The organism is Bradyrhizobium yuanmingense (assembly GCF_900094575.1).
Taxonomy (GTDB): domain Bacteria; phylum Pseudomonadota; class Alphaproteobacteria; order Rhizobiales; family Xanthobacteraceae; genus Bradyrhizobium; species Bradyrhizobium yuanmingense.
Genome location: NZ_FMAE01000006.1, coordinates 473186 through 496798 on the forward strand (window position 1 = coordinate 473186; position 23613 = coordinate 496798).

The following is a 23613-nucleotide window of genomic DNA, read 5'->3' on the forward strand; positions in this document are numbered from 1 at the left end:
TTGCAGCATATCTATCTTAACACTGTTCAGATTGAGCGGATCGGAGTTCGAAATGACCGAAATGCAGAATATCACCGCGAGCAATTCCGTAAAGCGGCGTCATCTGGTTGGGGGCGCGGCCCTCGGCATGCTCGCAGGTGCCGTCGGCGGCCTTGCCGGCGGCGTGGCGCTCGGCCAGGGTGCAGCGCTGCCGCAGCAGAAGCCGAGCGGCAAGCAAAGATTCGCGGGCAAGGTCGTCATCGTCACGGGCGGCACCTCCGGAATCGGGCGGGCCGCAACGCTGATGTTCGCCGCCGAGGGCGGCCGCGTCGCCTTTTGCGGGCGCAACGCCGACCGTGGCAGGCAGGTGGAGACCGAGGTGCGCGAGTCCGGCGGCGAGGCCGTCTTCGTTCGCGCCGACCTGCGCCACGAATCCGAGGTGAAGGCGCTGGTCGATACGACCATCGCGCGCTACGGGCGGCTCGACGTCGCCTTCAACAATGCCGGCATCTCAATCGAGAAGCCGCTGCATGAATTCAGCGCGGCCGAATTCGACGACGTGATCGGCACGGATCTGCGCGGCGTGTTCCTGTCGATGAAATATCAAATCCCGCACATGCTGGAGAAAGGCGGATCGATCGTCGTCACCTCCTCGTCCAACGCCATTGCGACGTCAGCCAAGCGCTCGGCCTATTCGGCTGCCAAGCGGGGGCTGGTCGGCCTGGTGCAGGCCGCGGCACTCGACTACGCAAAGCATGGCATCCGCATCAACACCTTGATCCCCGGCACCACGGACACCCCGATGATCCGCCGGCTCGCCGGCATGGAGGGCCTGCCCGATGCGGCCTGGCATATCGGCATCGCGCAATGGGCCAAATCCAACGTCCCGGGGTTACAGCGCGTGGCAGCGCCTGAGGAGATCGCGGCTTTTGCGCTGGTGCTGGCCTCCGACGATCATCCCTACACGACCGGCGGCCAGTTCGTGATCGACGGAGGCAAGACGGCTCATGGCTAGATCGGACGCAGCCTGAAAACACAGTTCATGGCGATCCCGGTGGGCGTATCCGCGCGACCACGATCTGGAAAACATCAATCTTCGCGCGTCCTCGGCGCGCAGGCCGTAACGCGCGGGAGCCGTCAGCTGACCCGCCGTTCCCGCCCCTCCCAGAACGGCCTGCGCAGCTCGCGCTTCAGCACCTTGCCGGCACCGGACAACGGCAACGGCGTCTCGGTGATCTCGATGCTGCGCGGACATTTGTAGCCGGCAATCAACGTCTTCGTGAACTCGATCAGCTCGCCGGTCGAAACCTCTACGCCGCTGCGTTTGACCACGACGGCATGGACCTGCTCTCCCCATTGCTCATTGGGAATTCCGATCACGGCGCATTGCAGCACCGACGGATGCTGCGCCAGCGCGTTCTCGACCTCGACCGAATACACATTCTCCCCGCCCGAGATGATCATGTCTTTCACCCGGTCGACGACATAGATGAACCCGTCCTCGTCCATGTAGCCGCCATCGCCCGTGTGCATCCAGCCGTCGACGACGGCGCGCGCGGTCTCCTCCGGCCGCTCCCAATAGCCCATCATCACGGTGTCGCCGCGCACCACGATCTCGCCGACCGCGCCCGCCGGCAGCGGCTGGTCGTTCTCGTCGACGATCCGCACCTCGCAACCGAGCGTGGCGCGGCCCGCACCGCGATGACGTCCCTTTCTGCGCCCCTCCGCGACATGCTCGTTCGCATGTAGCAGCGTCGCGATCGGCGACAATTCGGTCATGCCATAGGCCTGGGTGAAGCGCACATGCGGCAGTGCGCGCGCGGCACGATCGAGCACCGCCTCGCTGATCGGCGAGGCCCCGTAGATGATGTTCTTCAGGGACGACAGGTCGTATTTGCCGATCGCGGAGTGATCGACGAACATCTGGATCATCGTGGGCACCAGCAGCACGTCTGTGACGCGCTCGTTCTGCATCGCAGCCATCACGCCTTCGGGCGTGAAGCCCTGAACGATCACGTTCGAGCCGCCGGAGAGCAGCAGCGAATACATCGCCGCCCCGTTGGCAAGGTGAAACATCGGAGCCGCATGCAGATAGATCGCGCTTGCCGGAAACAGGCCTTCGCCGAGTGCGTTGAGCGCATTGGCCATCAGATTCTGGTGACTGAGCATCACGCCTTTGGAACCGCCGGTGGTGCCGCCGGTGTAAAAGATGCCGGCGAGATCGTCGCTTTTGCGCATGGCGTCGGGCACCCGAGCGCTGCCCGCAACCAAAGCCTCATAGCTCTCCATCCCCGCCGGCGCCTCGCCATCGTCGGCATAGATCAGCTTCAGCCCCGGAATGGCGCCGGCGAGCTGCGCGCCGACCTGCGCAAAGGCCTTGTCGACCAGCAGAACGGACGCGCGGCAGTCGCGCAGCGCATCCTCGTTCTCCAGCGCGCTCCAGCGGATGTTGAGCGGCACGATCACGCCTCCCGCCCAGCCGGTCGCCAGATAGAGCTCGAGATAGCGGTCCGAGTTGAAGGACAGCACCGCAACACGGTCGCCGTCCCTGACGCCGCGCGTGCGCAGGCCGCCGGCCAGCCTTGTAACGCGCTCGCTGAGCTCGCCCCAGCTGCGCCGCCGCTGGCCATAAACGGTCGCCAGCCCATTCGGATTGATCTGCAGCGCCCTGCGCAGGCCGTGCGTGATGTTCATCCCGTCTCTCCTCCCGTGCGTTTCTTCCCTGTTGCTTTGCGTCCTGAGTTGCGCCCTTGCGGCGCCCTCGGCGTCTTCTTTGTCATTTGCAGCCGAACCTCGGCCGCCAGGCCGTCCGTCAGCCGCACCGTGAACTCGTCGGCGATCGCGGTCGGCGACAGCTTGCCCTCCCGTCGATACCAATGGCCGATCCAATTGAGCGAACCCGCGATCGCGAAGGCTGCAAGCTTTGGATCGCAAGGCCTGATCGAACCGTCAGCAATGCCTGCAGTAATGTATCGCCGGAAGGTGGCGTCGATCCGCCTCTTGGCGGCGCGTGCGACACCGGCGTTCCGCTCGGCCAGATCGCGCAAGTCGAAACGCACCAGGCTCGCGCCGAAATCGGTTGCCATCAGCGTGGCATAGGCGTGAACCAGCTTGCGCAGCTTGGCGAGACCCGAACCGCCGCCGGCGTTGATCTCCGTGATCACGCCGTCAACGAGTTCGGCGCCCATCGACCAGCATTCGAACAGGATCTCGTCCTTGCCCCGGAAGTAATTGTACAGCGCGGGCTTGGTGATGTTCAGCCGGTCCGCAACCTCGTTCAGCGTTGCGCGATGATAGCCCTGCTCCAGGAACAGCTGCACGGCGGCGCGCAGCACCGCCTCGCGCTTCTCGTCGCGGGCGCGGCGCCGGCTCTCGAACGGCAGCCAGGGCGAAGGCGATGACGGCGGAGCGGGCGGCGCTGAATCCATGGTCGGTCGGTTGACTCTGGTGGAGATCGGACGATATGTTACCCACGGGTAAGAAAAAGTCCAACGGGTAATTTATTGGGAGGAAGCGATGTCTGACGTCGTCGTCGCCGGGGTCGGCATGATTCCGTTCGCCAAGCCGGGCGCCAGCGCCCCCTATCACGAGATGGGAACGGAAGCGGTCAAGCTCGCGCTCGCCGATGCCGGCCTCGGCTACGAGAAGATCGAGCAGGCCTATGTCGGATACGTCTATGGCGATTCCACCTGCGGGCAGCGCGCGCTCTACCCCGTCGGGATGACCGGCATCCCCATCGTCAACGTCAACAACAATTGCTCGACCGGATCGACCGCGCTGTTCATGGCGCGGCAAATGATCGCAAGCGGGGCGCTGGATTGCGTGCTGGCGGTCGGCTTCGAGCAGATGAAGCCCGGCGCGCTCGGCAGCGTCTATGCCGATCGCCCGAGCGCGTTCGAGGAGTTCGACGCGGCTGTGGACCAGCTGATCGACGCTCCCGGCATTCCGCTGGCGTTGCGCTATTTCGGCGGCGCCGGGCTCAGCCACATGAAGAAATACGGCACGCCGCTCGACGCCTTCGCCAAGGTGCGCGCCAAGGCGAGCCGACATGCGAAGAACAATCCGCTCGCGCTTTTCCGCAAGGAAGTCACGGCGGACGACGTGATGAACGACCAGGTGATCTGGCCCGGCGTCATGACGCGCCTGATGGCGTGCCCGCCGACCTGCGGCGGCGCCGCCGCCGTGCTGGTCTCCGAGCGGTTTGCGGACAAGCATGGCATCGGCAAAGAAGTACGCATCGCGGCGCAGGCCATGACCACCGATACGCCCTCGACCTTCAAGGCCGGCGACATGATGCAGCTGGTCGGCTACGACATGGCAAAAGAGGCGGCCAGCCGGGTTTATGAGAGCGCCGGCATCGGCCCCGGCGATCTCGACGTGGTGGAGCTGCACGACTGCTTTGCTCATAACGAGCTCATCACCTACGAGGCGCTCGGCCTCTGCGGCGAGGGTGAAGCCGGCAAGTTCATCAATGACGGCGACAATACCTATGGCGGCCGGATCGTGACCAATCCGTCCGGCGGATTGCTGTCCAAGGGACATCCGCTCGGCGCCACCGGGCTTGCGCAGTGCTACGAGCTAACGCGGCAGCTGCGCGGCACCGCCGGCGCCACGCAGGTCGAGGGTGCGAAGGTCGCGCTCCAGCACAATCTGGGCCTCGGCGGGGCCTGCGTCGTCACGCTCTACAAGCGGCACTGATATCGGCCATGGTCGACCAGTCCGCCGTAGGGCGCAGCTTCACGCCCGTCACCGCGCGCGTAGAGCCCGGCCGTCTCCGCTACTTCCTCAACACGCTGGGTGAAGAGAATCCGGTCTACCGCAACGCGGATGCCGCGCGAGCGGCCGGATTCGCTGGCACCCCAGTGCCGCCGACCTATCTGTTCTGCCTGGAGATGATGGACGTCGACGACCCCTTCGAAATGTTCGCCGCGCTCGGCATCAATCTGTCCCGCGTGCTGCATGGTGAGCAAAGCTTCGCCTATCACGCCCCGGTTCTGGTCGGCGACACCCTGACGTTTCGACCGCTGGTGACCAGCGTTGTGGACAAGAAGGGCGGCGCGATGACGCTGATCGGCATCCGATGCGAGGTGACCAACCAGGACGGCGTGCGTGTCGCCGATACCGCGCGCACCATCGTCGTCCGCAACGAGGCGGCGTCATGACGGCATCCGGAGACATAAAGGCCGGCGACCGCATCGTCCACAAAGTCTTTCCGCCGATCACCCGCCACACGCTCGCGCTCTATTGCGGCGCATCGGGCGATCATAATCCGATCCACGTCGACATCGACTTCGCCAAGGCGGCCGGATTTCCCGATGTGTTCGCCCACGGCATGCTGGTGATGGCCTCTCTTGGGCAGGCGCTGACGGATGTGGTGCCGCCGTCGAAGCTCCGCAGCTTTGCGACCCGGTTCGTCTCGATCACTCAGCTCGGCGCCAAGCTCACTTGCGAAGGCACCGTGACCGAGCTCTTCGTCGAGGACGGCGAGCGTCGCGCAAGGCTCGCGCTCACCACCAAGGACGATCGCGGCGAGGTCAAGCTCGAAGGCAGCGCCGTCGTCGCGCTGTGACAGCAAGAGGACTCATTCAAATGACAAGACTGCAGGGAAAGGTCGCGCTCGTCACCGGCTCAGGCCGGGGCATCGGGCGCGCGATCGCGCTCAAGCTGGCGCGCGAAGGCGCCAGGGTGGTCGTCAACGACCTCGATGTCGAGCCCGGCAACGCCGTGGTCGCGGAGATCGAGGCACTCGGCGGCAATGCCACTGCCGTGAACGGCAGCGTCGCCGAGGCGGGCTTCGCCGATCGCTTCGTCGGCGCCGCGCTGGACAAGTTCGGCGGGCTCGACATCATCGTCAACAATGCCGGCTATACCTGGGACTCCACCATCCAGAAGATGACCGACGAGCAGTTCCAGGCCATGCTCGACGTCCACCTCGTCGCGCCGTTCCGGATCCTGCGCGCGGCCGCCGAGCCGATCCGCGTCTTCTCCAGGAAGGAGGCCGAAGAGGGACGCGAGGTGTTCCGCAAGGTCGTGAACATCTCCTCCATCGCAGGTCTCTACGGCAATGCCGGGCAGGCCAGCTATTCCTCGGCCAAGGCCTCGCTAATCGGCTTGACCCGAACCATGTGTAAGGAGTGGGGCCGCTACAAGGTCAACGTCAATTGCGTCGCCTTCGGCCTCATCAACACCCGCCTGACCCAGCCGATCGAGGCGCAGCAGAAGACCATCGACGTCGCCGGCAGGGACATCAAGGTCGGCGTGCAGCCGCACATGCTGGAAGCCATGTCGCGCATGATCCCGCTCGGCCGCGGCGGTACGCCGGAAGAGGCGGCCGACGCCGTCTATCTGTTCTGCAGTCCGGAATCCAATTATATCAGTGGTCAGGTGGTCGTCGCCGGCGGCGGCCTGATTGTCTGAGAGCGAGGCGCTGATGCATTATCGATCCTCCTGGATGACCGAAGAGCTCGACGTCTTCCGCGACCAGTTCCGCAAATATCTCGCCAAGGACCTGGCGCCGCATGCCGAGAAATGGCGCGAGCAGAAAATGGTCGACCGCTTCGCCTGGCGCGGGCTCGGCGAGATGGGAGCGCTGCTGGCGAGCGTGCCGGAGGAATATGGCGGTCTCGGCGCCACCTTCGCCTATGACGCCGCCGTGCTCGACGATCTCGAGAGCACGGTGCCAGAGCTGACCACCGGCGTCTCCGTGCACAGCGCCATCGTCGCGCATTACATCCTCAATTACGGTTCGGAGGAGCAGAAGAAACGCTGGCTGCCGAAGATGGCGTCCGGCGAGATGGTCGGCGCCATCGCCATGACCGAGCCCGGCACCGGCTCGGACTTGCAAGCTGTCAAGACCACGGCGAAGAAGCAGGGCAATTCCTACGTCATCAACGGCCAGAAGACCTTCATCACCAACGGCCAGGCCGCCGATCTCGTCATCGTGGTCGCGCGCACCGGCGAGCTAGGTGCCAAAGGCATTTCGCTGATCGTGGTCGAGACCGCGGGCGCGGACGGCTACAAGCGTGGGCGCAACCTCGACAAGATCGGCCTGCACGCCTCCGACACCTCGGAGCTGTTTTTCGACAACGTGACCGTGCCGCCGGAAAACCTGCTCGGCAAGGAGGAGGGCCAGGGTTTTGTCCAGTTGATGCAGCAATTGCCGCAGGAACGCCTTGCGCTCGCGGTCGGCGCCGTCGCCTCGATGGAGCGCGCGGTCAAGCTCACCACCGACTACACCAAGGAGCGCAAGGCGTTCGGCAAGCCGCTGATGGATTTCCAGAACACCGCCTTTACGCTGGCCGAGCGCAAGACCGAGGCGATGATCGCGCGCGTCTTCGTCGACTGGTGCATCGAGCGCCTGATCGCCAAGGACCTCGACACGGTGACGGCCTCGATGGCGAAATATTGGTGCTCGGAGAAGCAGGTCGAGACCGCCGACGAATGCCTGCAGCTATTCGGCGGCTACGGCTACATGCAGGAATACCCGATCTCGCGCATCTTCATCGATTCCCGCATCCAGAAGATCTATGGCGGCACCAACGAGATCATGAAGCTGCTAATCGCGCGGTCGCTGTGAGGCGCTCCACCTCGCCCCGCTTGCGGGGAGAGGTCGATCGCGTAGCGATCGGGTGAGGGGGACTCTCCACAGGTCCGTCTCTCACCGTATTCGCGGAAGCAGCCCCTCACCCCAACCCTCTCCCCGTAAGAACGGGGAGAGGGGGCTCATCGAGCGGGTCGCCGCGCAGTTTCTCTCACCGCGCGCGCCAGTCGCGCGGCCGGCAGCCGAAGCGCTGCTTGAAGCGGCGGGTGAAGTGGGAGAGGTCCGAAAAACCCCAATCGAACGCGATGGCGCCGATCGCGCGCTCCGCCATCGCGGGAGTCCTGAGATCCCTGGCCGCGCCGTCGAGACGATGGTCGATGACGTAGTCGGTGAAGCTGGAGCCCGATCGCGCCAGCAGCTTGTGCACGTAGCGCTCGCTGATGCCGACGGCGGCGGCGACGTCTGCGACCGCAAGTCCCGGCTGGCGGAGCCGCCGGTGGATGGCACGTTTCACCGCCAGCGTGGTTGCATCGGCGAGACTCTCGGCTTCAGCTGCGTGCAGGCGGCTGCTTCGCGACAGGCTCACGGCAACCAATTCGATCAGCGCCCGGAACAGCCGCACACCTTCGTCCTCGCCCATCTGCAGCGCGCCCTCGCTGAGCGTGCGCGCGGTCTCGACAATGAGGTGGCCGACGACGGGATCGTCCGAGAGGCGTGCCGCAACGACGTCGAACGAAGCCGGCAGCCGTTCACGCAAGGCTTCTGCCGGCACCCAGAACGAGGCGACGCGCAGCTGCGGACCACGATCGTGCAGGAGCGCGAACTGGCGGTCGCTGTCGAAGATGCCGACCTGTCCGGGCGACAGGCTGATCTCGCGACCGTCCTGCTGGATGCGGCAGCGGCCGGCCAGCTTCAGGTTGAGGTAGAAGCAGCTGCGATCGGACGCCGCAATGTCGGCCGCGGAACGGCGCACCAAATGCTCAGGGAAGCTGACGCGGTTGATCGCGGCATCACCGAGACGGACATGCTCGACGCTGGCGGGAAAGGCGGCGGCGGCCGCCGGCTCCGGCGTCAGATTCATGAAAGCCTGGCAGATTGCCTCGCGATAATAGGCGAATTGCTCGTGAGGCCGTACGCCCACCGTATTCCAGGCCGAGTGGCGTGACGGAACGGGACGCTCGATCTGCTGCATCGGTTCACTCCGAGACCAATACGGTTCACTTCCAGCCAAGCGGCAAATCGGTCGCCGGTCCACACTTGCCGTACGGCGACGCTGCGCCGATCTAACCACACCCTCGGGAGGAGCCACAATATGTCGACCTACGTTCTCGTCCATGGCGCCTGGCATACAGGCGCCGAGCTCGAGCCGGTCGCCGCGCCGATCCGCGCCGCCGGCCATCAGGTCCATACCCCCACCATCAAGGGCAACCGTCCGGGCGATGCCAAGACGACCGGGTTGAAGGAAGCGATCCAATCGATCGCGGACTACCTGGCCGAGAATAATCTGAAGGACGTCATCCTGCTCGGCCATTCCTATGGCGGCATGGTCATCACTGGCGTTGCCGACCTCGCGCCGGAGCGCATCCGCCGCCTGGTCTACTGGAATGCCTTCGTGCCCAATGACGGCGAATGCCTCAACGACATGGTGCCGCCGCATTATATCGGACTGTTCGACGCCATCGCGGCCGAGCGCGGCGACGGCTCGGTGGTGCTGCCCTTCCCGATCTGGCGCGAGGCCTTCATCAACGATGCCGATCTGGAGACGGCGCAGCGCGCTTATGACGTGCTCAACTCGCATCCGCTGGCGACCTTCAGCGACAAGATCACGCTCAAGAGCAATCCGGCCGAGATGCCGCTGGCCAAATCCTACATCAACTGCACCGAGGATACCGCGATGCCGCACAGCCATGGCTGGCATCCGCGCCTGTCGGAGAAGCTCGGCCTGTTCCGCCTGGTGCAGGTGCCGGGAAGCCACGAGCTGTGCTTCTCCGATCCGGCGCGGCTCGCCAAGGCGATCATGGAGGCGGGGCGCGACTGATCAGTGCGTCATGCGAGCACGTGGTCACGATCCGCGCGCGCCGCTCAATTCGGATGCCACCAGCGGCCGCCGATGACGACGCCTTCGGACACGATCTTGCGATCGCCGATCAGGTGCTCGCCGACGACGTCTTCATAGTCGAACTGGCCCTGCCGCACCGAGATCAACGTGGCGTCGCCGACGCTGCCCGGCTTGAGGCTGCCGAGCTCAGGACGCCGCAGCGCCATCGCCGCATTCACCGTCGATGCCGCGATCACATCCGGCAGCTCCATGCCCATGCACAGGAACTTCGACATGGTCGTCACTTGGTCATAGGCCGGTCCGTCGATGCAGAGCTGATGGATGTCCGAGGAAATCGTGTCCGGATGGAAACCATTGGCCAGCATGGCGCGCGCGGTCTTGAACGCGAACGAACCCTTGCCGTGGCCGATATCGAACAGCACGCCGCGCTCGCGCGCTTCCAGCACCGCCTTCTTCACGGTGCCTTGCGCCGTCGCCGGCGTGTTCGGGAAGGGGCGGAACGCGTGGGTCAGCACGTCGCCGGGACGCAGCCGCGCCAACACGTCCTCATAGCTCGGGGGCGGATGATCGATGTGCGCCATCAGCGGCATGCCGACCTCGTTCGCGACCTCGAGCGCGATGTCGAGCGGCACCGCGCCCGAGGTGCCCGAGGAATGCAGGCCCACGCGCACCTTGATGCCGACGATGAGATCGCGGTTGGCATCGGCCACTTCGGCCGCCTCGATCGGATTCATCAGGCGCAGCTCCTCGCTCTCGCCGACCATGATCCGGTGCGAGAAGCCGAAGATGCCGGCATGCGAGACGTGCAAATAGGCGAGGATGCGGACCTGGCTCGGCTCGATCACATGCTTGCGGAAGCCGGCGAAATTGCCGGGACCAGCGCTGCCGGTATCGACCGCCGTGGTGACGCCGGAGAGGCGGCAGAACTCCTCGGCATCAATGCCGAGCGAGGTGCCGCCCCAATAGACATGGGTGTGCAGATCGATGAGTCCGGGCGTCACGATGAACTGCGAGACGTCGCGGACATCGGTGCCCGGATCCGCCTTGAGCCCTGTGCCAACAGCGGCGACCTTGCCGTTCGAAAATGCGACATCCGTCACGGCATCGAGCTTCTGCGAGGGGTCAATGACCCTTCCGCCGCGAAGGATCAAGTCAAAAGGCATCATGGTCTCCGGGTATGGCAACGGACAGGCATGGACCGGGCTGGAAGGTGCCCCTTCCGGCCCGGCCGCTTCTGTTAGCAATTTTTGCACCAGCCGAGCAAATCAGCGGGCATCCTGTCCGCTCGGCTTGCGGGCCGCCGGATGCATGACGGCTTACTCCGTGAACGTATTCGCGACTCTACGGGAGCGAAGGACGTAGGTTATCCAAATCGCGGCACTGATCGCACCGACGACCATTCGTGCGACTTGAAGAGGTTCGATAGTGAAAAAATCACCGAACGGACGGTTCAAGCCAATGGAAAAGATCGATGCAACCCAAACCAGATCGATCAACGGCATCAGTACCGCACAGATCATCTGCACAATGAAGAACGCTCGAAATCTACGGGAATGCATGAACAGGAGCACCGCCGTCCAGATTGCGAGACCGATCAGCGCGGCGTTCATCGCTATCTCGCCCCAAAATACGATTGAGAATTGCACCCAGGTCTCGCTTGAGATCGACTGCACATATTGCGCGGTATTGACGACTAGGCGCACGATGCCGATCATTTGGCCGAACGCCAGAAGCCCGAGCCAGCCGCTGATGCCGGTCATCTCTGGCTGGACGTCCTTGAATGAAGCGGCTTCTTCTGCGGGAGCGGCCGCCTCGCGAATGACCTCAACCGGCGGGGATGCTGGGCTTGGCGGCGGCGATTGAAGGAGCTGCTCCGTGATCTCGTGCACCTCCCCGGCCGGCTTCCAATTCTCGAAGCCGTGCCGCCAGACCAGCACACGCCGAGGATCGGCGATACTAGCAAGGAGCGGAAGGAGTTCAGAAATCGAGAACGGGCCGCGCCGCTGCCCGCCCTCAGCGTAGTACCATGAGTCCGCCATGCAAGGCCCCCTGCACCCGCCGTATTTTAGCCGGCTGTCGGCACACGTCACGATGGAATAACGCTTGGGGGGAATACCGGCGTTGCGTGCCCTTGGCGCGGCGCAAACGCGCGGAAAATGGCGATCCCGGGAAGACTCGAACTTCCGACCTACGGTTTAGGAAACCGCCGCTCTATCCGGCTGAGCTACGGGACCGCGGAACCCGTGGGTGCGGGCTCGGCCCCCTCATAGCAGAGCAAAATGCGGTTCGCCAGCCGTCAGGCGGGCGAGATCGATCGTCAGCCTGAACGGGGCGGCTATACTTCCAGGCCCCTCCCAACGGAGCAGCTCACATGATCGAAAGCATCAGCGCCATCACGCTCGGCACGCATGACATGGGGCGCGCCGTGCACTTCTACCGGTCGCTGGGGTTCGAGCTCTTGTATGGTGGCGAAGCCGCCGCATTCACGAGCTTTCGCGTCGGCCCCGGTTATCTCAACCTGACGGCACAGCCGGATGACAAGCGCTGGTCCTGGTGGGGCCGCGTCATCTTCCATGTCGCCGATGTCGACGCAACCTATGAGCAGGCGCGCGCCGCCGGATGGCAGCCGTCAACCACGCCGCGCGACGCCGAATGGGGCGAGCGCTACTTCCATCTCACCGACCCCGATGGCCATGAGCTCAGTTTCGCACGTCCCCTTCGTCGGGCATGACGGGGCCTCACGCCTTGATATTGTTGTCCTTCACGACCTTGCCCCAGGTGGCGACCTGCTTGTCGAAGAAGGTCTTGAAGGCGGCGCCGTCCTGGAGCAGCAGCGTCATGTGTTGCGTCTCCTTCAGCTGGGCGGCGGTCGCGGGCTCGCTCAGGATCTCCTTGGACGCCGCCGCGAAGGCCGCGACGACGTCCGGCGGCGTGCCCGTGGGCGCGAAGATGCCCCACCAGGCCAGCGTCTCGAAGTCCGGGAAGCCGGCCTCGATCGCGGTCTGAGTATCAGGCAGGGCCGGCAGCCGCTCGCGGCCGAGCTGCAGGATCGGTCGCAGCATATTGGTGCCGAGCTGGGCGGCGACCAGCGCCGCCGATCCCGCGATGAGATCGACGTGGCCGCCGAGCACGTCGTTCATGGCCGGCCCGCCGCCGCGATAAGGCACGTGCATGATCTCGACACCGGCCTTGCTGCCGAGCACGGTCATGGCGAGATGGCCGAGCGTGCCGATGCCGACCGAGGCGTATTTCACCGCGCCGGGGCTTGCCTTGCAGGCGGCGACCACGTCGGCAAAGCTCTTGTAGGGGCGGCCGGCGCCGGCCGCGATCACGTAAGGCGCGGTGCCGATCAGCAGCACCGGCATCAGCTCGCGCTCGACATCGACCGGCGGCTTGTCGAGAATCGACGGGATCACCGCGTGGGAATCGAAGGTGACCAGGAAGGTCGAGCCGTCGGCCGGACTCTTGGCGACCTGCGCAGCGCCGAGCGCACCGGCCGCGCCCGACTTGTTCTCGACCACCACGATGCGACCAAGCTTGGTCTGCAGGTTCGTCTGCAGCAGCCGCGCCATGGCGTCGGTCGATCCGCCCGGCGGGAACGGCACCACCAGCGTGATTTTGCCGGCCTGCGCCATCGCCGGCGTCAATGCGAGAATAGCCGGCGCGGCCAGCAGCGCCCGTCGTGTGATCGTCATGGTCCCCTCCCTTTATGTGTAGCGCTTTGCTTTTTTGCTTTTGAGCGCTAGGTCGTGCCGAAGCCTGATCCTGCTTTTCTGTATTCTGGCCGAGGCGGACTGAAGATGTCCAGCACGCGGGCGCCGTCCGGCCCGGCGCGCATGGTGTGCGGCACGTTCCCGGGCGTGCGCCAGAAATCGCCCTTCTTCACCGGGATTTCCTCCTCGCCCTGGACGCGGATGGCGGAGCCGTCGAGCAGCACGCCCCACTGCTCCTCGGGGTGATGATGCAGCGTGCCTTGCGCATGCGGGGCCAGCGTCACCACCGACAGCATCGCCTGCTCGCCGGAGAAGATGCGCGTGGTCACGCCGGCGGCAAGCTCGCGGAAGAGTCCGTCGCTGGCATCATCGAGATTGTGAAATTCTTCCTTCTGGCTCACGCCATCCTCCCTTCACGCTCCTCTGATCAGGACTTGCCGTAGGCGCCCTGGTAACGGCCCTCGCGGATCGCCTTCAGCGTCTCCTCCTCGCGCGCGACCTGGACACGCACCGCTTCCAACAGGGCGGCCGCGCCGGCAGCGGGAAACGACACCACGCCGTCCTCGTCGCCGACGACGATGTCGCCGGGCGCAATCACGCTGCCGCCGATCGTCACCGGCACGTTGATCTCGCCGGGGCCGTTCTTGTAGGGACCGCGATGGATCACTGCGCGGGCGTAGCAGGGGAAGTCGTCGGCCGCGAATGCTGCGACGTCGCGGATCGCGCCGTCGATTACGTAGCCTTCGGCTTTGCGCCATTGCGCGATGTTCTTCATGATCTCGCCGATCAGCGCGCGCGTCTCGTCCCCGCCGCCGTCGACCACGATGACGTCGCCGGGCCCGACCAGATCCAGCGCGCGGTGGATCGCGAGATTGTCGCCGGGACGGGTGCGCACGGTGAAGGCCGTGCCCACCAGCTTGCCGCCGCGGTGATAGGGCCTCAGCCCCACTGCACCGGGCAGCCGGGCGAGATTGTCCGAGATCACCGAGGTCGGCGCGTCCCTGAAACCTTCGATGATATTTGCCGGCGGCTTCGGCACGCTGCTCGCTACGATGGTGATCGTCATGTCAGTCCTTCCTTGCTTGTCTCATTCGGCATGCGCCCGCGCCTTCGAAGGCAAGATCCGGAACGCGCGCCCCTCCTTCATCCACGTCGCACGCTCATCGCGCAACAGGGTGCGCCGGACTTTTCCGGAATCGTCGCGCGGCGGGGCGCTGACGAATTCGAAGCTTTCGGGATGCTTATAGCGGCTGAGCCGGTCCTTGAGGAAATCCGCCATGCCGTCGGCAATGGCCTGCCCGTCCGCATCGGGCTCCGGCTCGATGATGGCATGCACACGCTGGCCCAATTCCGGATCGGGCAGGCCCACCACGACGCAGGAGCGCACACCGGGAGCCTCGGACACCGCGGCCTCGACCTCGGCCGGATAGATGTTGGCGCCGCCGCGCAGCACCATGTCGGCGAGGCGGTCGCCGAGATAGAGATAACCTTCGGCGTCCAGCCGGCCGATATCGCCGAGCGATTCCCAGCCGTCGGCGCGGCGCTTCGGCTCGGCGCCGAGATAATGGTAGGTGGCGTCCTTGCCGTCATTGTTGAGGAAATAGATCTCGCCGGTCTCGCCGGGCGCAACGTCCTTGCCGTCCTCGCCGACGATGCGAAGCTTCGCCATGTCGCCGATCTTGCCAACCGAGCCCTTGTGCGTCAGCCATTCAGTGCCGGAGATGATGCAGGCGCCCTGCCGCTCGGTGCCACCATAGAGCTCCCAAATCCGCTCGGGTCCGAGCCAGCCGATCCAGTTCTCCTTTAGCCACGGCGGCATCGGCGCAGCCATGTGGAAGACCGTCTGCAGGCTCGACAGATCATAAGAGTTGCGCACGCTCGCAGACAGCGCCCAGATCCGGTGCATCATGGTCGGCACGAAATTGACCCATTGCACGCGCTCGCGTTCGATCTGCCGCAGCGTCTCCTCGGCGTCGAACTTGGTCAGCCCCGTGAGCTTGCCGCCGACGAACAGCGCGTAATGCGACACGATGAACGGCGCGTTGTGGTAGAGCGGACCGGGATTGAGCAGCGATACGCCGAAGGGAATATTGAGCGCCGGCGCAGCCGCGGTATCGGTCACCGCCGGCTGATGATCCAGAATCACCTTGGGACGGCCGGTCGAGCCGCCTGAGGTCATCGCCTTCCAGTATCGCGCCACCGGCGGCGCCAGCGGCCCATCCGAAAATCCTTCCGGCACGAAGTCGGCAGGCAACCGGTTCGGCGCATTCCAGTCCGCCTCGCCTCCGACCACCAGCGCAGGCTTGAGAATGTCGAGCACGGCGGCGGCTTCGCCGCGCGGCAGCCGCCACGACAGCGAGGTCGGCGTCGCGCCGCATTTCCACACCGCAAAGGAGGTCTCGAAGAACGCGTTGCCGTTCGGCAATCCGATCGCGACGAAATCCCCGGGCTTGACGCCCTTGGCCATGAACGCCCGCGCGCGGCGGTTGGCGCCGTGCTCGAGCTCGTCCCAGGTCAGCGTGTCCTGCCCGTGACGGATCGCAATCGTGCCATGTGGTTTGCGTTCAGCGTACCAGCGCGGCACATCTGAGAGCGGCAGCAACATCAGGCGTTTCCACTTCGTGTTCTTGGCGTCGCCGCGGAGCAAGGCGCTCGCAGCACGAGTGTACCAGCCCGCGGTCCGGGCGCTGTGACTCTCGCGCCACGTCAAGCATAAAATGTCAGCATCGCAGCCCTGAATTTCCTGGGTTCCATGGGTGACAAGCCGGCAAGAAAGAGGCAAAAATCCGGCTCGACTCAGTTCGGGTTGAGTTGCGCAAGGAATGCTCTCGTAGAATGTCGTCGGTCGTTACATCGCGTCGTGCGGCGCTGCTCGCCGTAGGTACAGCAGGTTTTTTCCTGCTGACGCACGGGCATGCCGAGGCGCAATGGTGGAAGCGGGCTCCGGTTGATTTCGAGGAATGCGCCGACGCCGCCGAGAAGGCCGCAACCAAGGCGGAGAAGACGGCCGCCCTTGCCGATTGTAACGCCAAGTTTGCCGGCCGCCGCAAGCCGGGCGGCGGCTACTCCTATTACGATTTCCTCCAGGATCGCACCTTCGACATCGCCGGCCCCAATCCGACGCCGGAGGAGCAGAAGAAGATCGACGAAGCCTATACGGCCTATCTCGCCAACCAGCGCCGCAGCAACGAAGCGGCCCAGGCTATCGCCCGGCAGCAGCGCGAACAGCAGGAGCAGCAGTTGCAGCAGCTGCAGCAGGTCGCGCTGCGGACCGAAGTCGCGCGCGTGCCGGTGCCGGTCGAGCGGCCGAAGGTGCAGCAAGCCGCGGGCGCGAAGCCGAAGGCTGCATCTTGCGCCAAGGGCTCGTTCTCCTGCGAATGGCCGCGGCTGTCGGAGAGCTTGAACGACCTGAAGAAGCTGTTCAACCCGACCCCGAGCAAGCCCGCGAAGAAGGGGTGAGTTGCACCCATAACCGTCATTGCGAGGAGCCCTTGCGACGAAGCAATCCAGGGTCTTTCCGCGGTGGGATTCTGGATTGCTTCGCGGAGCCTGTCATCGGGCGGCGCTTTGCGCCGACCCGGTGGCTCGCAATGACGAGTTGGATGCAGATCAGCTCCCACCCTCAGTTCGTGCGCTTCTTCTTGCCCTGCTTCGGTTTCGCCAACGGCGCAGTCGCCGGCTCCGTCACCATCGGCGAAGCACCCAACTGCGACCGGCTCTCCTGCAATCGCCTGTCATATCCAGGTGAGTTCATCACCGTCGGCGGCCTCGCATAGGCGAGCGTCGATGTGCCGCAGAAGGCGGTCAGCGCGAGCCCGATCACAAGACCACGTTTCATCGCGCTCCTCCTTTCGGGCGCTACCCCCGAATCTGCTGCGGCGTCATACGGAGCGGACCGTTGCCGGCCGCCTCGGCTTCCTTGATCAGCGCAACAATGCGGCGCATCAGCGGCACGGCGACATGGTTCCGCTCGGCGAGCGCGATCACCGCGCCCTGCAGATAGTCGATCTCGGTCTTGCGGCCCTGCTTCAGATCCTGCCACATCGAGGAGCGCGCCTCGGGATCGATCTTCATGGTCCGGCCCAGGATTGCACCGAAGATCGCATCCGGCAGCCGCAGCAGGGTTGGAGACCAGCTCATCGGGATCGGCGTCGACGACACCGGCACGATGTGGGCGGCCTTCAGCACGGCCAGCCCTTCGGCCATCTGGTCGGCGAACAGCCTGCGCCAGTCGCGGCTGGCCAGTTGCGCGGCAAGCGGCATGTCCGACAGCGCGCTGAGCGCGTTGTTCAGGTTGATGATCAGCTTGCCCCATTGCACGCCGGTGATCTCGCCGCTCGCGCGCATCCTGAGGCCGGCGACCGAGAGCTTCCCGGCCGTGTTCTCCGCATCCTCGCCAACATGAATGTCGCCGGAGGTCGAGCGGTGGAAGCGGCCCTCGCCCATCGCGATCACGTTGAACGGCACCATGCCGGCCAGCACGCGGCGGCCGCCCAGCCGCTCGCGCAGCGCAGCGACATTGCCGACGCCGTTCTGAAGCGAGACGATGACGGCATCCTCAGGCGCATGCTGCGCGATCTGCTCGGCGACAGCAGCGGTATCGGCGCTTTTCACCGTCACCAGCACGATGCCGGCGTTGTGGAAGATCGAGGGATCCTCCGACAGCGCCAGTTGACCCGCGCCGAGCTTGTTCTCGGAGCCGTCCAAATCAGTCAGAAGCAAGCCGAACCGCTCGATCTCGGTCTTTACCCGCGGCCGCACCAGGAGCGCGACGCGGCGGCCGCTGGCGGCCAGCATGCCGCCGACGAAACAGCCGATGGCGCCGGCGCCGGCCACAACGATCGGTCGATCCGCAATCACCGAGCTCACTCCCTGAATGACCGGCCTTCGATAGCAGAGCCGAGCCCGACAACCAATCGCGGCGCATCCGACTTGTAACGGTCATGAGCGCCCCATATCTTCTCGCCCCGGGGGCAGTCAGCGGCGAGCGCTCGCCGAACGAGACGCCAAAGGAGAGCACCATGGGTCTACTCGACGTCCTCAACGGCATGCAGAACGGCCCGCGCGGCCAGAGCACACCGAGCTCCGAGAAATCCTCCGGCGGCATGTCGCCGATGACCATGGCGCTGCTCGGCCTGCTCGCCTGGAAGGCATTCAAGCATTTCACCGGCAACCAGTCCGGCTCAGCGCCCCAACCGTTGCCGACACCCGCGCCTCCGCCGGTGAACGTAGGTCGGGGCGGCGGTCTGAACGACATGCTCAAGGGCGGCCTCGGCGGCCTGCTCGCCGGCGGTGCGGCCGGCAGCATTCTGAGCGGCGGGCTTGGCGATCTCCTCAACCAGCTCCAGCAGAGCGGACACGGTGATGCCGCCAATTCCTGGGTCGGCAAGGGCGAGAACAAGCCAATCGCGCCGGGCGATCTCGCCAGCGCGCTCGGCGCCGACCAGATCGATAGCCTGTCCGCCCAGAGCGGCCTGTCGCGCGAAGAGCTGCTCTCCGGCCTCAGCCAGTATCTGCCGCAGGTGGTCGACCATTTGACGCCGGACGGACGGCTGCCGACCGAGAATGAACTCTCGGATCGGGTCTGATCGGTTCAAAGAGAGGGGAGCACTGTCATGAGCATGGGCGGCCTGTTTTGGATCATCCTGGTCGGCTTCATTGCCGGCCTCATCGCGCGCTGGCTGTCGCCGGGGCCGAACAATCCGAGCGGCTTCATCCTCACCACCATCCTCGGCATTGCCGGCGCGTTTCTGGCCACCTGGATCGGCCAGGCCATCGGCCATTACAGCCCCGACCAGGGCGCCGGCTTCATCACCGCGACCATCGGCGCGGTGGTGGTGCTGTTCATCTGGAATCGGCTGGTAGCGAGCGGCGTGATCAAGGGGTAGCGCTTAGAAGCGGTAACGACGAGAGCACGCCACCTCCTCATCGTCATGCCCGGGCTTGACCCGGGCATCCACGTCCTTCGACCCGAGCGGCCTCACGTGGATGGCCGGGTCAAGCCCGGCCATGACGCGGAGAGGGCGTATCGGGTCTCACGCAATCAAATGCATCCCCGCATCCATGCGCACGACCTCGCCGGTCATGTTGCTGGAGGCCGGCGTCGCCAGGAAGCAGACGAGCTGGGCGATGTCCTCCGCGGATGATGCGACCTTCAGCGGCACTTTCGCCACGACGCTGTCGCGCACCTGCTTGGCCTGCGCCTCGCCGCGGCCCTTGGTGAACCAGGGCGTGTCGATATAGCCAGGGCAGACCGTGTTGACGCGGATCAGCGGCGCCAGCGCGCGCGACAGCGACAGCGTCATGGTGTTGAGCGCACCCTTGCTCGCGGCGTACGCAATCGACGAGCCGACGCCGCTGATGCCGGCGACCGAGGACACGTTCACGACCGCAGATGGCCGCCCCGAAGCCTTGGCGGCGGCTTCGAGCAGGCTGCGCGCCGCGCGCACCATCTGGAACGGGCCGATGGTGTTGACGCCATAGACCCGCTGGAAATCTTCCGCCGACAGACCGTCGAGATCGGCGTGAGCCACATGCTTGGTGGTGCCGGCATTGTTGACGAGGATGTCGAGCCGGCCCCAGCCGCTGGCCGCCGCGACGATCTTGCGACAATCCTCATCCTTGGAGACGTCGCCCTGTGCGACCAAAACCTCCGCGGCGCCGGCCTTGCGGCAGGTCTCGGCCGTCGCCTCGGCTTCCTTCTGGCTCGACGAATAGTTGATGACGAGCCGCGCCCCGCTGCGGGCGAGAATCTCCGCAGTCGCTGCACCCAGCCCGGATGCGGACCCCGTCACGATTGCGCACAAGCCGTCTTTTGCCATCCGGATTTCCTTCCCCTGTCTCTGGTGTGGCGTCCTGTTTAGCGAGTTTGCCGCGCCCTGCAAATCGAGCAAACTCCGCTAAGCGGAATTAGCATTTCCTGAAGCCTGGCCCCATGCCCACGCCGCAGATGGACCTGCGATCAACGCTTGTCAGGGCCATGGCTTTTTCCGATCATCGGGCGCAAGAAGAGACTGCGCACTGGCCGATCTGACCGGACGCGCCAATGGCAAGATACGGGGAACGCTGTGGCGGAGAGTGACATTATCGTCGTCGAGACCGCGGAGAAGATCTTCGCCGATCTCGCCGACCCGCAAACCATCAACAACGACAAGAACAATTCCTGGCAGGCGCCGCTGTGGCAGGCGCTGAGCGAAGCCGGCCTGCCGCTGTCCTGGGTGCCGGACGATCTCGGCGGCTCGGGCGCGAGCCTCGCCGACGGCTTTGCGCTGCTGAACGCCGCCGGCCGTTTCGCAGTCGCGGTGCCGCTGGCCGAGACCATGCTGGCGGGATGGCTGCTGGCACAGGCCAAGATCGCTTCCCCCGAAGGCGAGATGACGATCGTGCCGGCGTCCCCGAAGGACCGTATCACCCTCGATGCCGACGGTGCGCTCTCCGGTCGCGCGCGCGGCGTGCCCTTTGCCAAGACGGCGAAGCATTTTGCGGTGCTGGCACACGGCAAGGACGGTGCTTCCATTGCGCTGATCGACGCGGCCAAGGCGCGGATCGAGGCCGGGCTCAATGTCGGCTACGACCACAGCGATACCGTCACGCTTGACAAGGTCCAGCCCGTCGCCATCAAGCCCGCGCCGAACGGCTTTGAGCAGACCCATCTGATGCTGATGGGCGGCGTCGCGCGCAGCCTCCAGATCGCCGGCGCGCTGGAATCCATGCTCGACATCTCCGTGCGCTATTCCAACGAGCGTGTCGCCTTCGAGAAGAAGATCTCGAAATTCCAGGCCGTGCAGCACAATCTCGCCCGCCTTGCCGGCGAATCCGCCGCGGCGCTCGCGGCGGCGACGTCCGCCGCCGACGCCATCGCCAATGCAAGATCGTTCAACGACGAGATCTATCTCGAAGCCGCCTCCGCAAAGATCCGCTGCGCGGAAGCTGCCGAGAAGGGCGGCGGCATCGCGCATCAGGTCCATGGCGCGATCGGCTTCACCATGGAGCACATCCTGCACCGCTATTCGCTGCGCGCGCTGGCCTGGCGCGACGATTTTGGCTCGGAAAGCTACTGGGCCGTCGAGCTCGGCAAGCTCGTCGCAAACCGCGGCGCCGACGAATTGTGGCCGCTCGTGGCATCGCGCTGATCCGGGAGAGAGACACAATGACTGCTGCCCTCCGTTTCGATCCGATCCGCCTGCCGGAGAAATGCGAGCAATTGCGCAAGGAAGTCCGCGCCTTTCTCGCCGAGGAGATCGCCGCCGGCACTTTCGATCCGCACAAGCCCAATCGCGAGGACACCGACGCGCCGGAATTTTCCCGCCGGGTCGGCGCCAAGGGCTGGCTCGGCATGACCTGGCCGAAAAAGTATGGCGGCCAGGAACGCTCCTTCCTCGAGCGTTACGTGGTGACCGAGGAGATGCGCGTCGCCAATGCGCCGACGCGGCGCTTCTTCGTCGCCGACCGCCAGAGCGGGCCGGTGCTTTTGAAATACGCGCCCGAGCACATCAAGATGGAGATCCTGCCGAGGATCTGCCGCGGCGAGATCTGCTTTGCCATCGGCATGAGCGAGCCGAACTCGGGCTCCGATTTGTTCGCGGCGAAGACGCGCGCGACCAAGACCGACGGCGGCTATCTCATTAACGGCACCAAGATCTGGACCTCGTCGGCGCATATCGCCGACTACATGATCGCGATCTTCCGGACCTCGCCGCCGACCAAGGAGAACCGCCGCCACGGCCTGACCCAGTTCCTGGTCAAGATGAAGCAGCCGGGCATCAAGGTGAATCCGATCGGCCAGATCACTGGGCAATACGAGTTCAACGAGGTGGTCTTCACCGATCACTTCATTCCCGATGACCATGTGCTCGGCGAGGTCGACGGCGCCTGGAAACAGGCGACGAGCGAGCTCGCCTATGAACGCTCGGGCCCTGAGCGTTTCCTCGAGACCTATTACGTCCTCACCGAGCTGGTCCGCGCTGTCGGTCCCAATCCCGATACGCGCAGCGCCGAGGGCATCGGCCGCCTGGTCGCGCAGCTCCACACCATGCGGCGGATGTCGGTCTCGGTGGCCGGCATGCTCGAAGCCGGCAAGGAGCCGGTGGTCGAAGCGTCCATTGTCAAGGACATCGGCACGGTCTGGGAGCAGCAGCTGCCGAATCGCGTGCGCGATCTCGCCGCCTTCGTCGAGGAGACCGCGAGCAACCGCGAGACCTTGGAGCGGCAGCTCGACTTCGCGATCAAGACCGCGCCGAAACTCACCATCCAGGGCGGCACCACCGAGGTGCTGCGCGGTATCATCGCCCGCGGATTGGGTTTGCGTTAAGTCAATCGAGGATCATCATGAGCACCTATCAAGATATCGGCGTCGAGAAGGTCGGGCATGTCGGCAGCATCGAGATCCGCCGTCCGCCGCTCAACTTCTTCGATATCTCGCTGATCAACCAGATCGCGGACGCGCTCGACGAGTTCGACCGCGACATCGAGATCCGTGCCTCCGTGCTCTCCGCGCAGGGCAAGGCGTTCTGCGCCGGCGCCAATTTCGGCGATCCGGCGCGGCAGGCCCAGGAGGCGCGCGAGGCCGAGAAAAAGGGCGATCCGGCCGACAGTCTCGGCCCGATCAACCATCTCTACATCCAGGCCGTGCGCATCTTCCGCGCCAAGAAGCCGATCGTTGCCGCCGTGCAGGGCGCGGCCATCGGTGGCGGTCTCGGGCTTGCAGTGTCGGCCGATTTCCGCGTCACCTGTCCCGAAGCGCGCTTCTCCGCAAACTTCACCAAGCTCGGCTTCCATCCCGGCTTCGGCCTGACCGTGACGCTGCCGGAGCTGATCGGCAAGAACAACGCCGAGCTGATGTTCTATACCAGCCGCCGCGTCACGGGCGAGGAAGCCTACAAATGGGGCCTCGCCAACGAGCTGGTGCCGCAGGACCAGGTGAAGGTGGCCGCGATGAAGCTCGCCGGCGAGATCGCCGAATGCTCCCCGCTCGGCCTGCTCTCCACCCGCGCCACGATGCGCAATGGCCTCGCCGACCGCGTGATGGCCGCGACCAATCACGAGCTCGCCGAGCAGACGCGGCTGCGCGCGACGGACGATTTCAAGGAAGGCGTGAAGGCCACGGAAGAGCGGCGGGTGGCGAATTTCAAGGGAAGGTAGTTTATTACAAAGCGATCGCTTCTTTCTTCCTTCTCCCCTTGTGGGAGAAGGTGGCGCGAAGCGCCGGATGAGGGGCTGCTTCAGCGCATTCAAACGCAAGTGATTCGCTCGCGGAGAGAGACCCCTCACCCGTCTCGCCGCTCGCGGCGAGCCACCCTCTCCCACAGGGGGAGAGGGTTTGC

General features: G+C 65.2%; 26 protein-coding genes and 1 tRNA gene. 14 read left to right on the top strand and 13 right to left on the bottom strand.

The window, feature by feature from the left end; translation table 11 throughout:
- Window positions 1-52 precede the first annotated feature (52 nt).
- Window positions 53-994 (top strand): SDR family NAD(P)-dependent oxidoreductase, encoded by a 942-nt coding sequence (locus tag GA0061099_RS23610; RefSeq protein ID WP_244429346.1) that lies wholly within the window; start codon window positions 53-55, stop codon window positions 992-994.
- Window positions 995-1116: 122 nt separating this feature from the next.
- Here the strand turns inward: GA0061099_RS23610 and GA0061099_RS23615 are convergent, their stop codons facing one another.
- Complete coding sequence (locus GA0061099_RS23615; protein WP_074448065.1) at window positions 1117-2673, bottom strand: acyl-CoA synthetase; 1557 nt, start codon at window positions 2671-2673, stop codon at window positions 1117-1119.
- Window positions 2670-3407: a TetR/AcrR family transcriptional regulator gene (locus tag GA0061099_RS23620; RefSeq protein ID WP_036026353.1), complete on the bottom strand. Its 738-nt coding sequence runs from the start codon at window positions 3405-3407 to the stop codon at window positions 2670-2672. The genes GA0061099_RS23615 and GA0061099_RS23620 overlap by 4 nt, the downstream gene beginning before the upstream one ends.
- Before the next feature lie 88 nt (window positions 3408-3495).
- Here GA0061099_RS23620 and GA0061099_RS23625 point away from each other — a divergent pair, with 88 nt between their 5' ends.
- From GA0061099_RS23625 to GA0061099_RS23645, 5 genes are read left to right on the top strand one after another with little or no spacing between them, the layout of a single operon-like run.
- Window positions 3496-4677: a lipid-transfer protein gene (locus GA0061099_RS23625; RefSeq protein WP_036026352.1), complete on the top strand. Its 1182-nt coding sequence runs from the start codon at window positions 3496-3498 to the stop codon at window positions 4675-4677.
- 8 nt (window positions 4678-4685) lie between these two features.
- Window positions 4686-5141: a MaoC family dehydratase N-terminal domain-containing protein gene (locus tag GA0061099_RS23630; protein WP_036026351.1), complete on the top strand. Its 456-nt coding sequence runs from the start codon at window positions 4686-4688 to the stop codon at window positions 5139-5141.
- A complete protein-coding gene (locus GA0061099_RS23635) occupies window positions 5138-5548 on the top strand; it encodes a MaoC family dehydratase (protein WP_036026350.1) in 411 nt (136 codons plus the stop codon). Before GA0061099_RS23630 ends, GA0061099_RS23635 begins: the two co-directional genes overlap by 4 nt.
- A gap of 20 nt (window positions 5549-5568) precedes the next feature.
- On the top strand, window positions 5569-6396 hold the full coding sequence (locus tag GA0061099_RS23640) for an SDR family NAD(P)-dependent oxidoreductase (RefSeq protein WP_036026348.1): 828 nt from the start codon (window positions 5569-5571) through the stop codon (window positions 6394-6396).
- A 13-nt stretch (window positions 6397-6409) separates the two neighbouring features.
- On the top strand, window positions 6410-7555 hold the full coding sequence (locus tag GA0061099_RS23645) for an acyl-CoA dehydrogenase family protein (protein ID WP_036014520.1): 1146 nt from the start codon (window positions 6410-6412) through the stop codon (window positions 7553-7555).
- A 175-nt stretch (window positions 7556-7730) separates the two neighbouring features.
- Here GA0061099_RS23645 and GA0061099_RS23650 read toward each other — a convergent pair whose 3' ends face one another.
- Window positions 7731-8711: a helix-turn-helix domain-containing protein gene (locus tag GA0061099_RS23650; protein WP_074448066.1), complete on the bottom strand. Its 981-nt coding sequence runs from the start codon at window positions 8709-8711 to the stop codon at window positions 7731-7733.
- A gap of 120 nt (window positions 8712-8831) precedes the next feature.
- On the opposite strand from GA0061099_RS23650, the gene GA0061099_RS23655 reads away from it, so the two are divergent.
- Window positions 8832-9557: an alpha/beta fold hydrolase gene (locus GA0061099_RS23655; RefSeq protein WP_036026340.1), complete on the top strand. Its 726-nt coding sequence runs from the start codon at window positions 8832-8834 to the stop codon at window positions 9555-9557.
- Between the two features lie 44 nt (window positions 9558-9601).
- Here the strand turns inward: GA0061099_RS23655 and GA0061099_RS23660 are convergent, their stop codons facing one another.
- The 3 genes from GA0061099_RS23660 to GA0061099_RS23670 all read right to left on the bottom strand — a co-directional run bounded on the left by GA0061099_RS23660 (window position 9602) and on the right by GA0061099_RS23670 (window position 11812).
- Window positions 9602-10741: an amidohydrolase/deacetylase family metallohydrolase gene (locus GA0061099_RS23660; protein ID WP_036026341.1), complete on the bottom strand. Its 1140-nt coding sequence runs from the start codon at window positions 10739-10741 to the stop codon at window positions 9602-9604.
- A gap of 153 nt (window positions 10742-10894) precedes the next feature.
- Entirely contained in the window at window positions 10895-11617 is a 723-nt protein-coding gene (locus GA0061099_RS23665) for a DUF2569 family protein (RefSeq protein ID WP_036026339.1), read from the bottom strand.
- Window positions 11618-11735: 118 nt separating this feature from the next.
- Window positions 11736-11812 (bottom strand) — tRNA-Arg (locus tag GA0061099_RS23670).
- Window positions 11813-11949: 137 nt separating this feature from the next.
- Here GA0061099_RS23670 and GA0061099_RS23675 point away from each other — a divergent pair.
- A complete protein-coding gene (locus GA0061099_RS23675; RefSeq protein ID WP_036014526.1) occupies window positions 11950-12309 on the top strand; it encodes a VOC family protein in 360 nt (119 codons plus the stop codon).
- Between the two features lie 7 nt (window positions 12310-12316).
- On the opposite strand, the gene GA0061099_RS23680 is transcribed toward GA0061099_RS23675, so the two are convergent.
- Genes GA0061099_RS23680 through GA0061099_RS23695 form a run of 4 tightly spaced genes read right to left on the bottom strand, consistent with a single transcriptional unit; the run spans window position 12317 to window position 15896 of the window.
- On the bottom strand, window positions 12317-13273 hold the full coding sequence (locus GA0061099_RS23680) for a tripartite tricarboxylate transporter substrate-binding protein (RefSeq protein WP_074448067.1): 957 nt from the start codon (window positions 13271-13273) through the stop codon (window positions 12317-12319).
- Between the two features lie 47 nt (window positions 13274-13320).
- On the bottom strand, window positions 13321-13692 hold the full coding sequence (locus GA0061099_RS23685) for a dimethylsulfonioproprionate lyase family protein (protein ID WP_036014542.1): 372 nt from the start codon (window positions 13690-13692) through the stop codon (window positions 13321-13323).
- A 26-nt stretch (window positions 13693-13718) separates the two neighbouring features.
- The gene (locus GA0061099_RS23690; protein ID WP_036026331.1) at window positions 13719-14357 is read right to left on the bottom strand and encodes an RraA family protein; all 639 of its coding nucleotides are present in this window, start codon (window positions 14355-14357) and stop codon (window positions 13719-13721) included.
- A 21-nt stretch (window positions 14358-14378) separates the two neighbouring features.
- A complete protein-coding gene (locus GA0061099_RS23695; protein ID WP_074448083.1) occupies window positions 14379-15896 on the bottom strand; it encodes an AMP-binding protein in 1518 nt (505 codons plus the stop codon).
- Between the two features lie 230 nt (window positions 15897-16126).
- Between GA0061099_RS23695 and GA0061099_RS23700 the strand changes: the two genes are divergently transcribed.
- Window positions 16127-16750, top strand: a complete 624-nt coding sequence (locus GA0061099_RS23700) for a hypothetical protein (RefSeq protein ID WP_036026327.1) — start codon at window positions 16127-16129, stop codon at window positions 16748-16750.
- A 163-nt stretch (window positions 16751-16913) separates the two neighbouring features.
- On the opposite strand, the gene GA0061099_RS23705 is transcribed toward GA0061099_RS23700, so the two are convergent.
- On the bottom strand, window positions 16914-17129 hold the full coding sequence (locus tag GA0061099_RS23705) for a hypothetical protein (protein ID WP_074448068.1): 216 nt from the start codon (window positions 17127-17129) through the stop codon (window positions 16914-16916).
- 20 nt (window positions 17130-17149) lie between these two features.
- Window positions 17150-18151, bottom strand: a complete 1002-nt coding sequence (locus GA0061099_RS23710; RefSeq protein ID WP_074448084.1) for a 2-dehydropantoate 2-reductase — start codon at window positions 18149-18151, stop codon at window positions 17150-17152.
- 161 nt (window positions 18152-18312) lie between these two features.
- Here GA0061099_RS23710 and GA0061099_RS23715 point away from each other — a divergent pair, with 161 nt between their 5' ends.
- Both GA0061099_RS23715 and GA0061099_RS23720 read left to right on the top strand, forming a co-directional pair.
- A complete protein-coding gene (locus GA0061099_RS23715; protein ID WP_036026322.1) occupies window positions 18313-18879 on the top strand; it encodes a YidB family protein in 567 nt (188 codons plus the stop codon).
- 27 nt (window positions 18880-18906) lie between these two features.
- A complete protein-coding gene (locus GA0061099_RS23720; protein WP_370103030.1) occupies window positions 18907-19179 on the top strand; it encodes a GlsB/YeaQ/YmgE family stress response membrane protein in 273 nt (90 codons plus the stop codon).
- A 147-nt stretch (window positions 19180-19326) separates the two neighbouring features.
- On the opposite strand, the gene GA0061099_RS23725 is transcribed toward GA0061099_RS23720, so the two are convergent.
- Window positions 19327-20112: an SDR family NAD(P)-dependent oxidoreductase gene (locus GA0061099_RS23725; protein ID WP_036026320.1), complete on the bottom strand. Its 786-nt coding sequence runs from the start codon at window positions 20110-20112 to the stop codon at window positions 19327-19329.
- A 246-nt stretch (window positions 20113-20358) separates the two neighbouring features.
- Here GA0061099_RS23725 and GA0061099_RS23730 point away from each other — a divergent pair, with 246 nt between their 5' ends.
- The 3 genes from GA0061099_RS23730 to GA0061099_RS23740 are packed head-to-tail and all read left to right on the top strand — an operon-like array spanning window position 20359 to window position 23431.
- On the top strand, window positions 20359-21423 hold the full coding sequence (locus GA0061099_RS23730) for an acyl-CoA dehydrogenase family protein (RefSeq protein WP_036026318.1): 1065 nt from the start codon (window positions 20359-20361) through the stop codon (window positions 21421-21423).
- A 17-nt stretch (window positions 21424-21440) separates the two neighbouring features.
- A complete protein-coding gene (locus GA0061099_RS23735) occupies window positions 21441-22601 on the top strand; it encodes an acyl-CoA dehydrogenase family protein (protein WP_036026316.1) in 1161 nt (386 codons plus the stop codon).
- Between the two features lie 17 nt (window positions 22602-22618).
- Window positions 22619-23431 carry an enoyl-CoA hydratase/isomerase family protein gene (locus GA0061099_RS23740; RefSeq protein ID WP_036026314.1) on the top strand — a complete coding sequence of 271 codons (813 nt, stop codon included), beginning with the start codon at window positions 22619-22621 and terminating at the stop codon, window positions 23429-23431.
- Window positions 23432-23613 lie beyond the last annotated feature (182 nt).

What these genes read in the sequence shown, in the direction of transcription:
- GA0061099_RS23610 (WP_244429346.1), top strand. Translation starts at nt 53, where the DNA reads ATGACCGAAATGCAGAATATCACCGCGAGCAATTCCGTAAAGCGGCGT.
- GA0061099_RS23615 (WP_074448065.1), bottom strand. Translation starts at nt 2,673, where the DNA reads ATGAACATCACGCACGGCCTGCGCAGGGCGCTGCAGATCAATCCGAAT.
- GA0061099_RS23620 (WP_036026353.1), bottom strand. Translation starts at nt 3,407, where the DNA reads ATGGATTCAGCGCCGCCCGCTCCGCCGTCATCGCCTTCGCCCTGGCTG.
- GA0061099_RS23625 (WP_036026352.1), top strand. Translation starts at nt 3,496, where the DNA reads ATGTCTGACGTCGTCGTCGCCGGGGTCGGCATGATTCCGTTCGCCAAG.
- GA0061099_RS23630 (WP_036026351.1), top strand. Translation starts at nt 4,686, where the DNA reads ATGGTCGACCAGTCCGCCGTAGGGCGCAGCTTCACGCCCGTCACCGCG.
- GA0061099_RS23635 (WP_036026350.1), top strand. Translation starts at nt 5,138, where the DNA reads ATGACGGCATCCGGAGACATAAAGGCCGGCGACCGCATCGTCCACAAA.
- GA0061099_RS23640 (WP_036026348.1), top strand. Translation starts at nt 5,569, where the DNA reads ATGACAAGACTGCAGGGAAAGGTCGCGCTCGTCACCGGCTCAGGCCGG.
- GA0061099_RS23645 (WP_036014520.1), top strand. Translation starts at nt 6,410, where the DNA reads ATGCATTATCGATCCTCCTGGATGACCGAAGAGCTCGACGTCTTCCGC.
- GA0061099_RS23650 (WP_074448066.1), bottom strand. Translation starts at nt 8,711, where the DNA reads ATGCAGCAGATCGAGCGTCCCGTTCCGTCACGCCACTCGGCCTGGAAT.
- GA0061099_RS23655 (WP_036026340.1), top strand. Translation starts at nt 8,832, where the DNA reads ATGTCGACCTACGTTCTCGTCCATGGCGCCTGGCATACAGGCGCCGAG.
- GA0061099_RS23660 (WP_036026341.1), bottom strand. Translation starts at nt 10,741, where the DNA reads ATGCCTTTTGACTTGATCCTTCGCGGCGGAAGGGTCATTGACCCCTCG.
- GA0061099_RS23665 (WP_036026339.1), bottom strand. Translation starts at nt 11,617, where the DNA reads ATGGCGGACTCATGGTACTACGCTGAGGGCGGGCAGCGGCGCGGCCCG.
- GA0061099_RS23675 (WP_036014526.1), top strand. Translation starts at nt 11,950, where the DNA reads ATGATCGAAAGCATCAGCGCCATCACGCTCGGCACGCATGACATGGGG.
- GA0061099_RS23680 (WP_074448067.1), bottom strand. Translation starts at nt 13,273, where the DNA reads ATGACGATCACACGACGGGCGCTGCTGGCCGCGCCGGCTATTCTCGCA.
- GA0061099_RS23690 (WP_036026331.1), bottom strand. Translation starts at nt 14,357, where the DNA reads ATGACGATCACCATCGTAGCGAGCAGCGTGCCGAAGCCGCCGGCAAAT.
- GA0061099_RS23695 (WP_074448083.1), bottom strand. Translation starts at nt 15,896, where the DNA reads ATGTTGCTGCCGCTCTCAGATGTGCCGCGCTGGTACGCTGAACGCAAA.
- GA0061099_RS23700 (WP_036026327.1), top strand. Translation starts at nt 16,127, where the DNA reads ATGTCGTCGGTCGTTACATCGCGTCGTGCGGCGCTGCTCGCCGTAGGT.
- GA0061099_RS23705 (WP_074448068.1), bottom strand. Translation starts at nt 17,129, where the DNA reads ATGAAACGTGGTCTTGTGATCGGGCTCGCGCTGACCGCCTTCTGCGGC.
- GA0061099_RS23715 (WP_036026322.1), top strand. Translation starts at nt 18,313, where the DNA reads ATGGGTCTACTCGACGTCCTCAACGGCATGCAGAACGGCCCGCGCGGC.
- GA0061099_RS23720 (WP_370103030.1), top strand. Translation starts at nt 18,907, where the DNA reads ATGAGCATGGGCGGCCTGTTTTGGATCATCCTGGTCGGCTTCATTGCC.
- GA0061099_RS23725 (WP_036026320.1), bottom strand. Translation starts at nt 20,112, where the DNA reads ATGGCAAAAGACGGCTTGTGCGCAATCGTGACGGGGTCCGCATCCGGG.
- GA0061099_RS23735 (WP_036026316.1), top strand. Translation starts at nt 21,441, where the DNA reads ATGACTGCTGCCCTCCGTTTCGATCCGATCCGCCTGCCGGAGAAATGC.
- GA0061099_RS23740 (WP_036026314.1), top strand. Translation starts at nt 22,619, where the DNA reads ATGAGCACCTATCAAGATATCGGCGTCGAGAAGGTCGGGCATGTCGGC.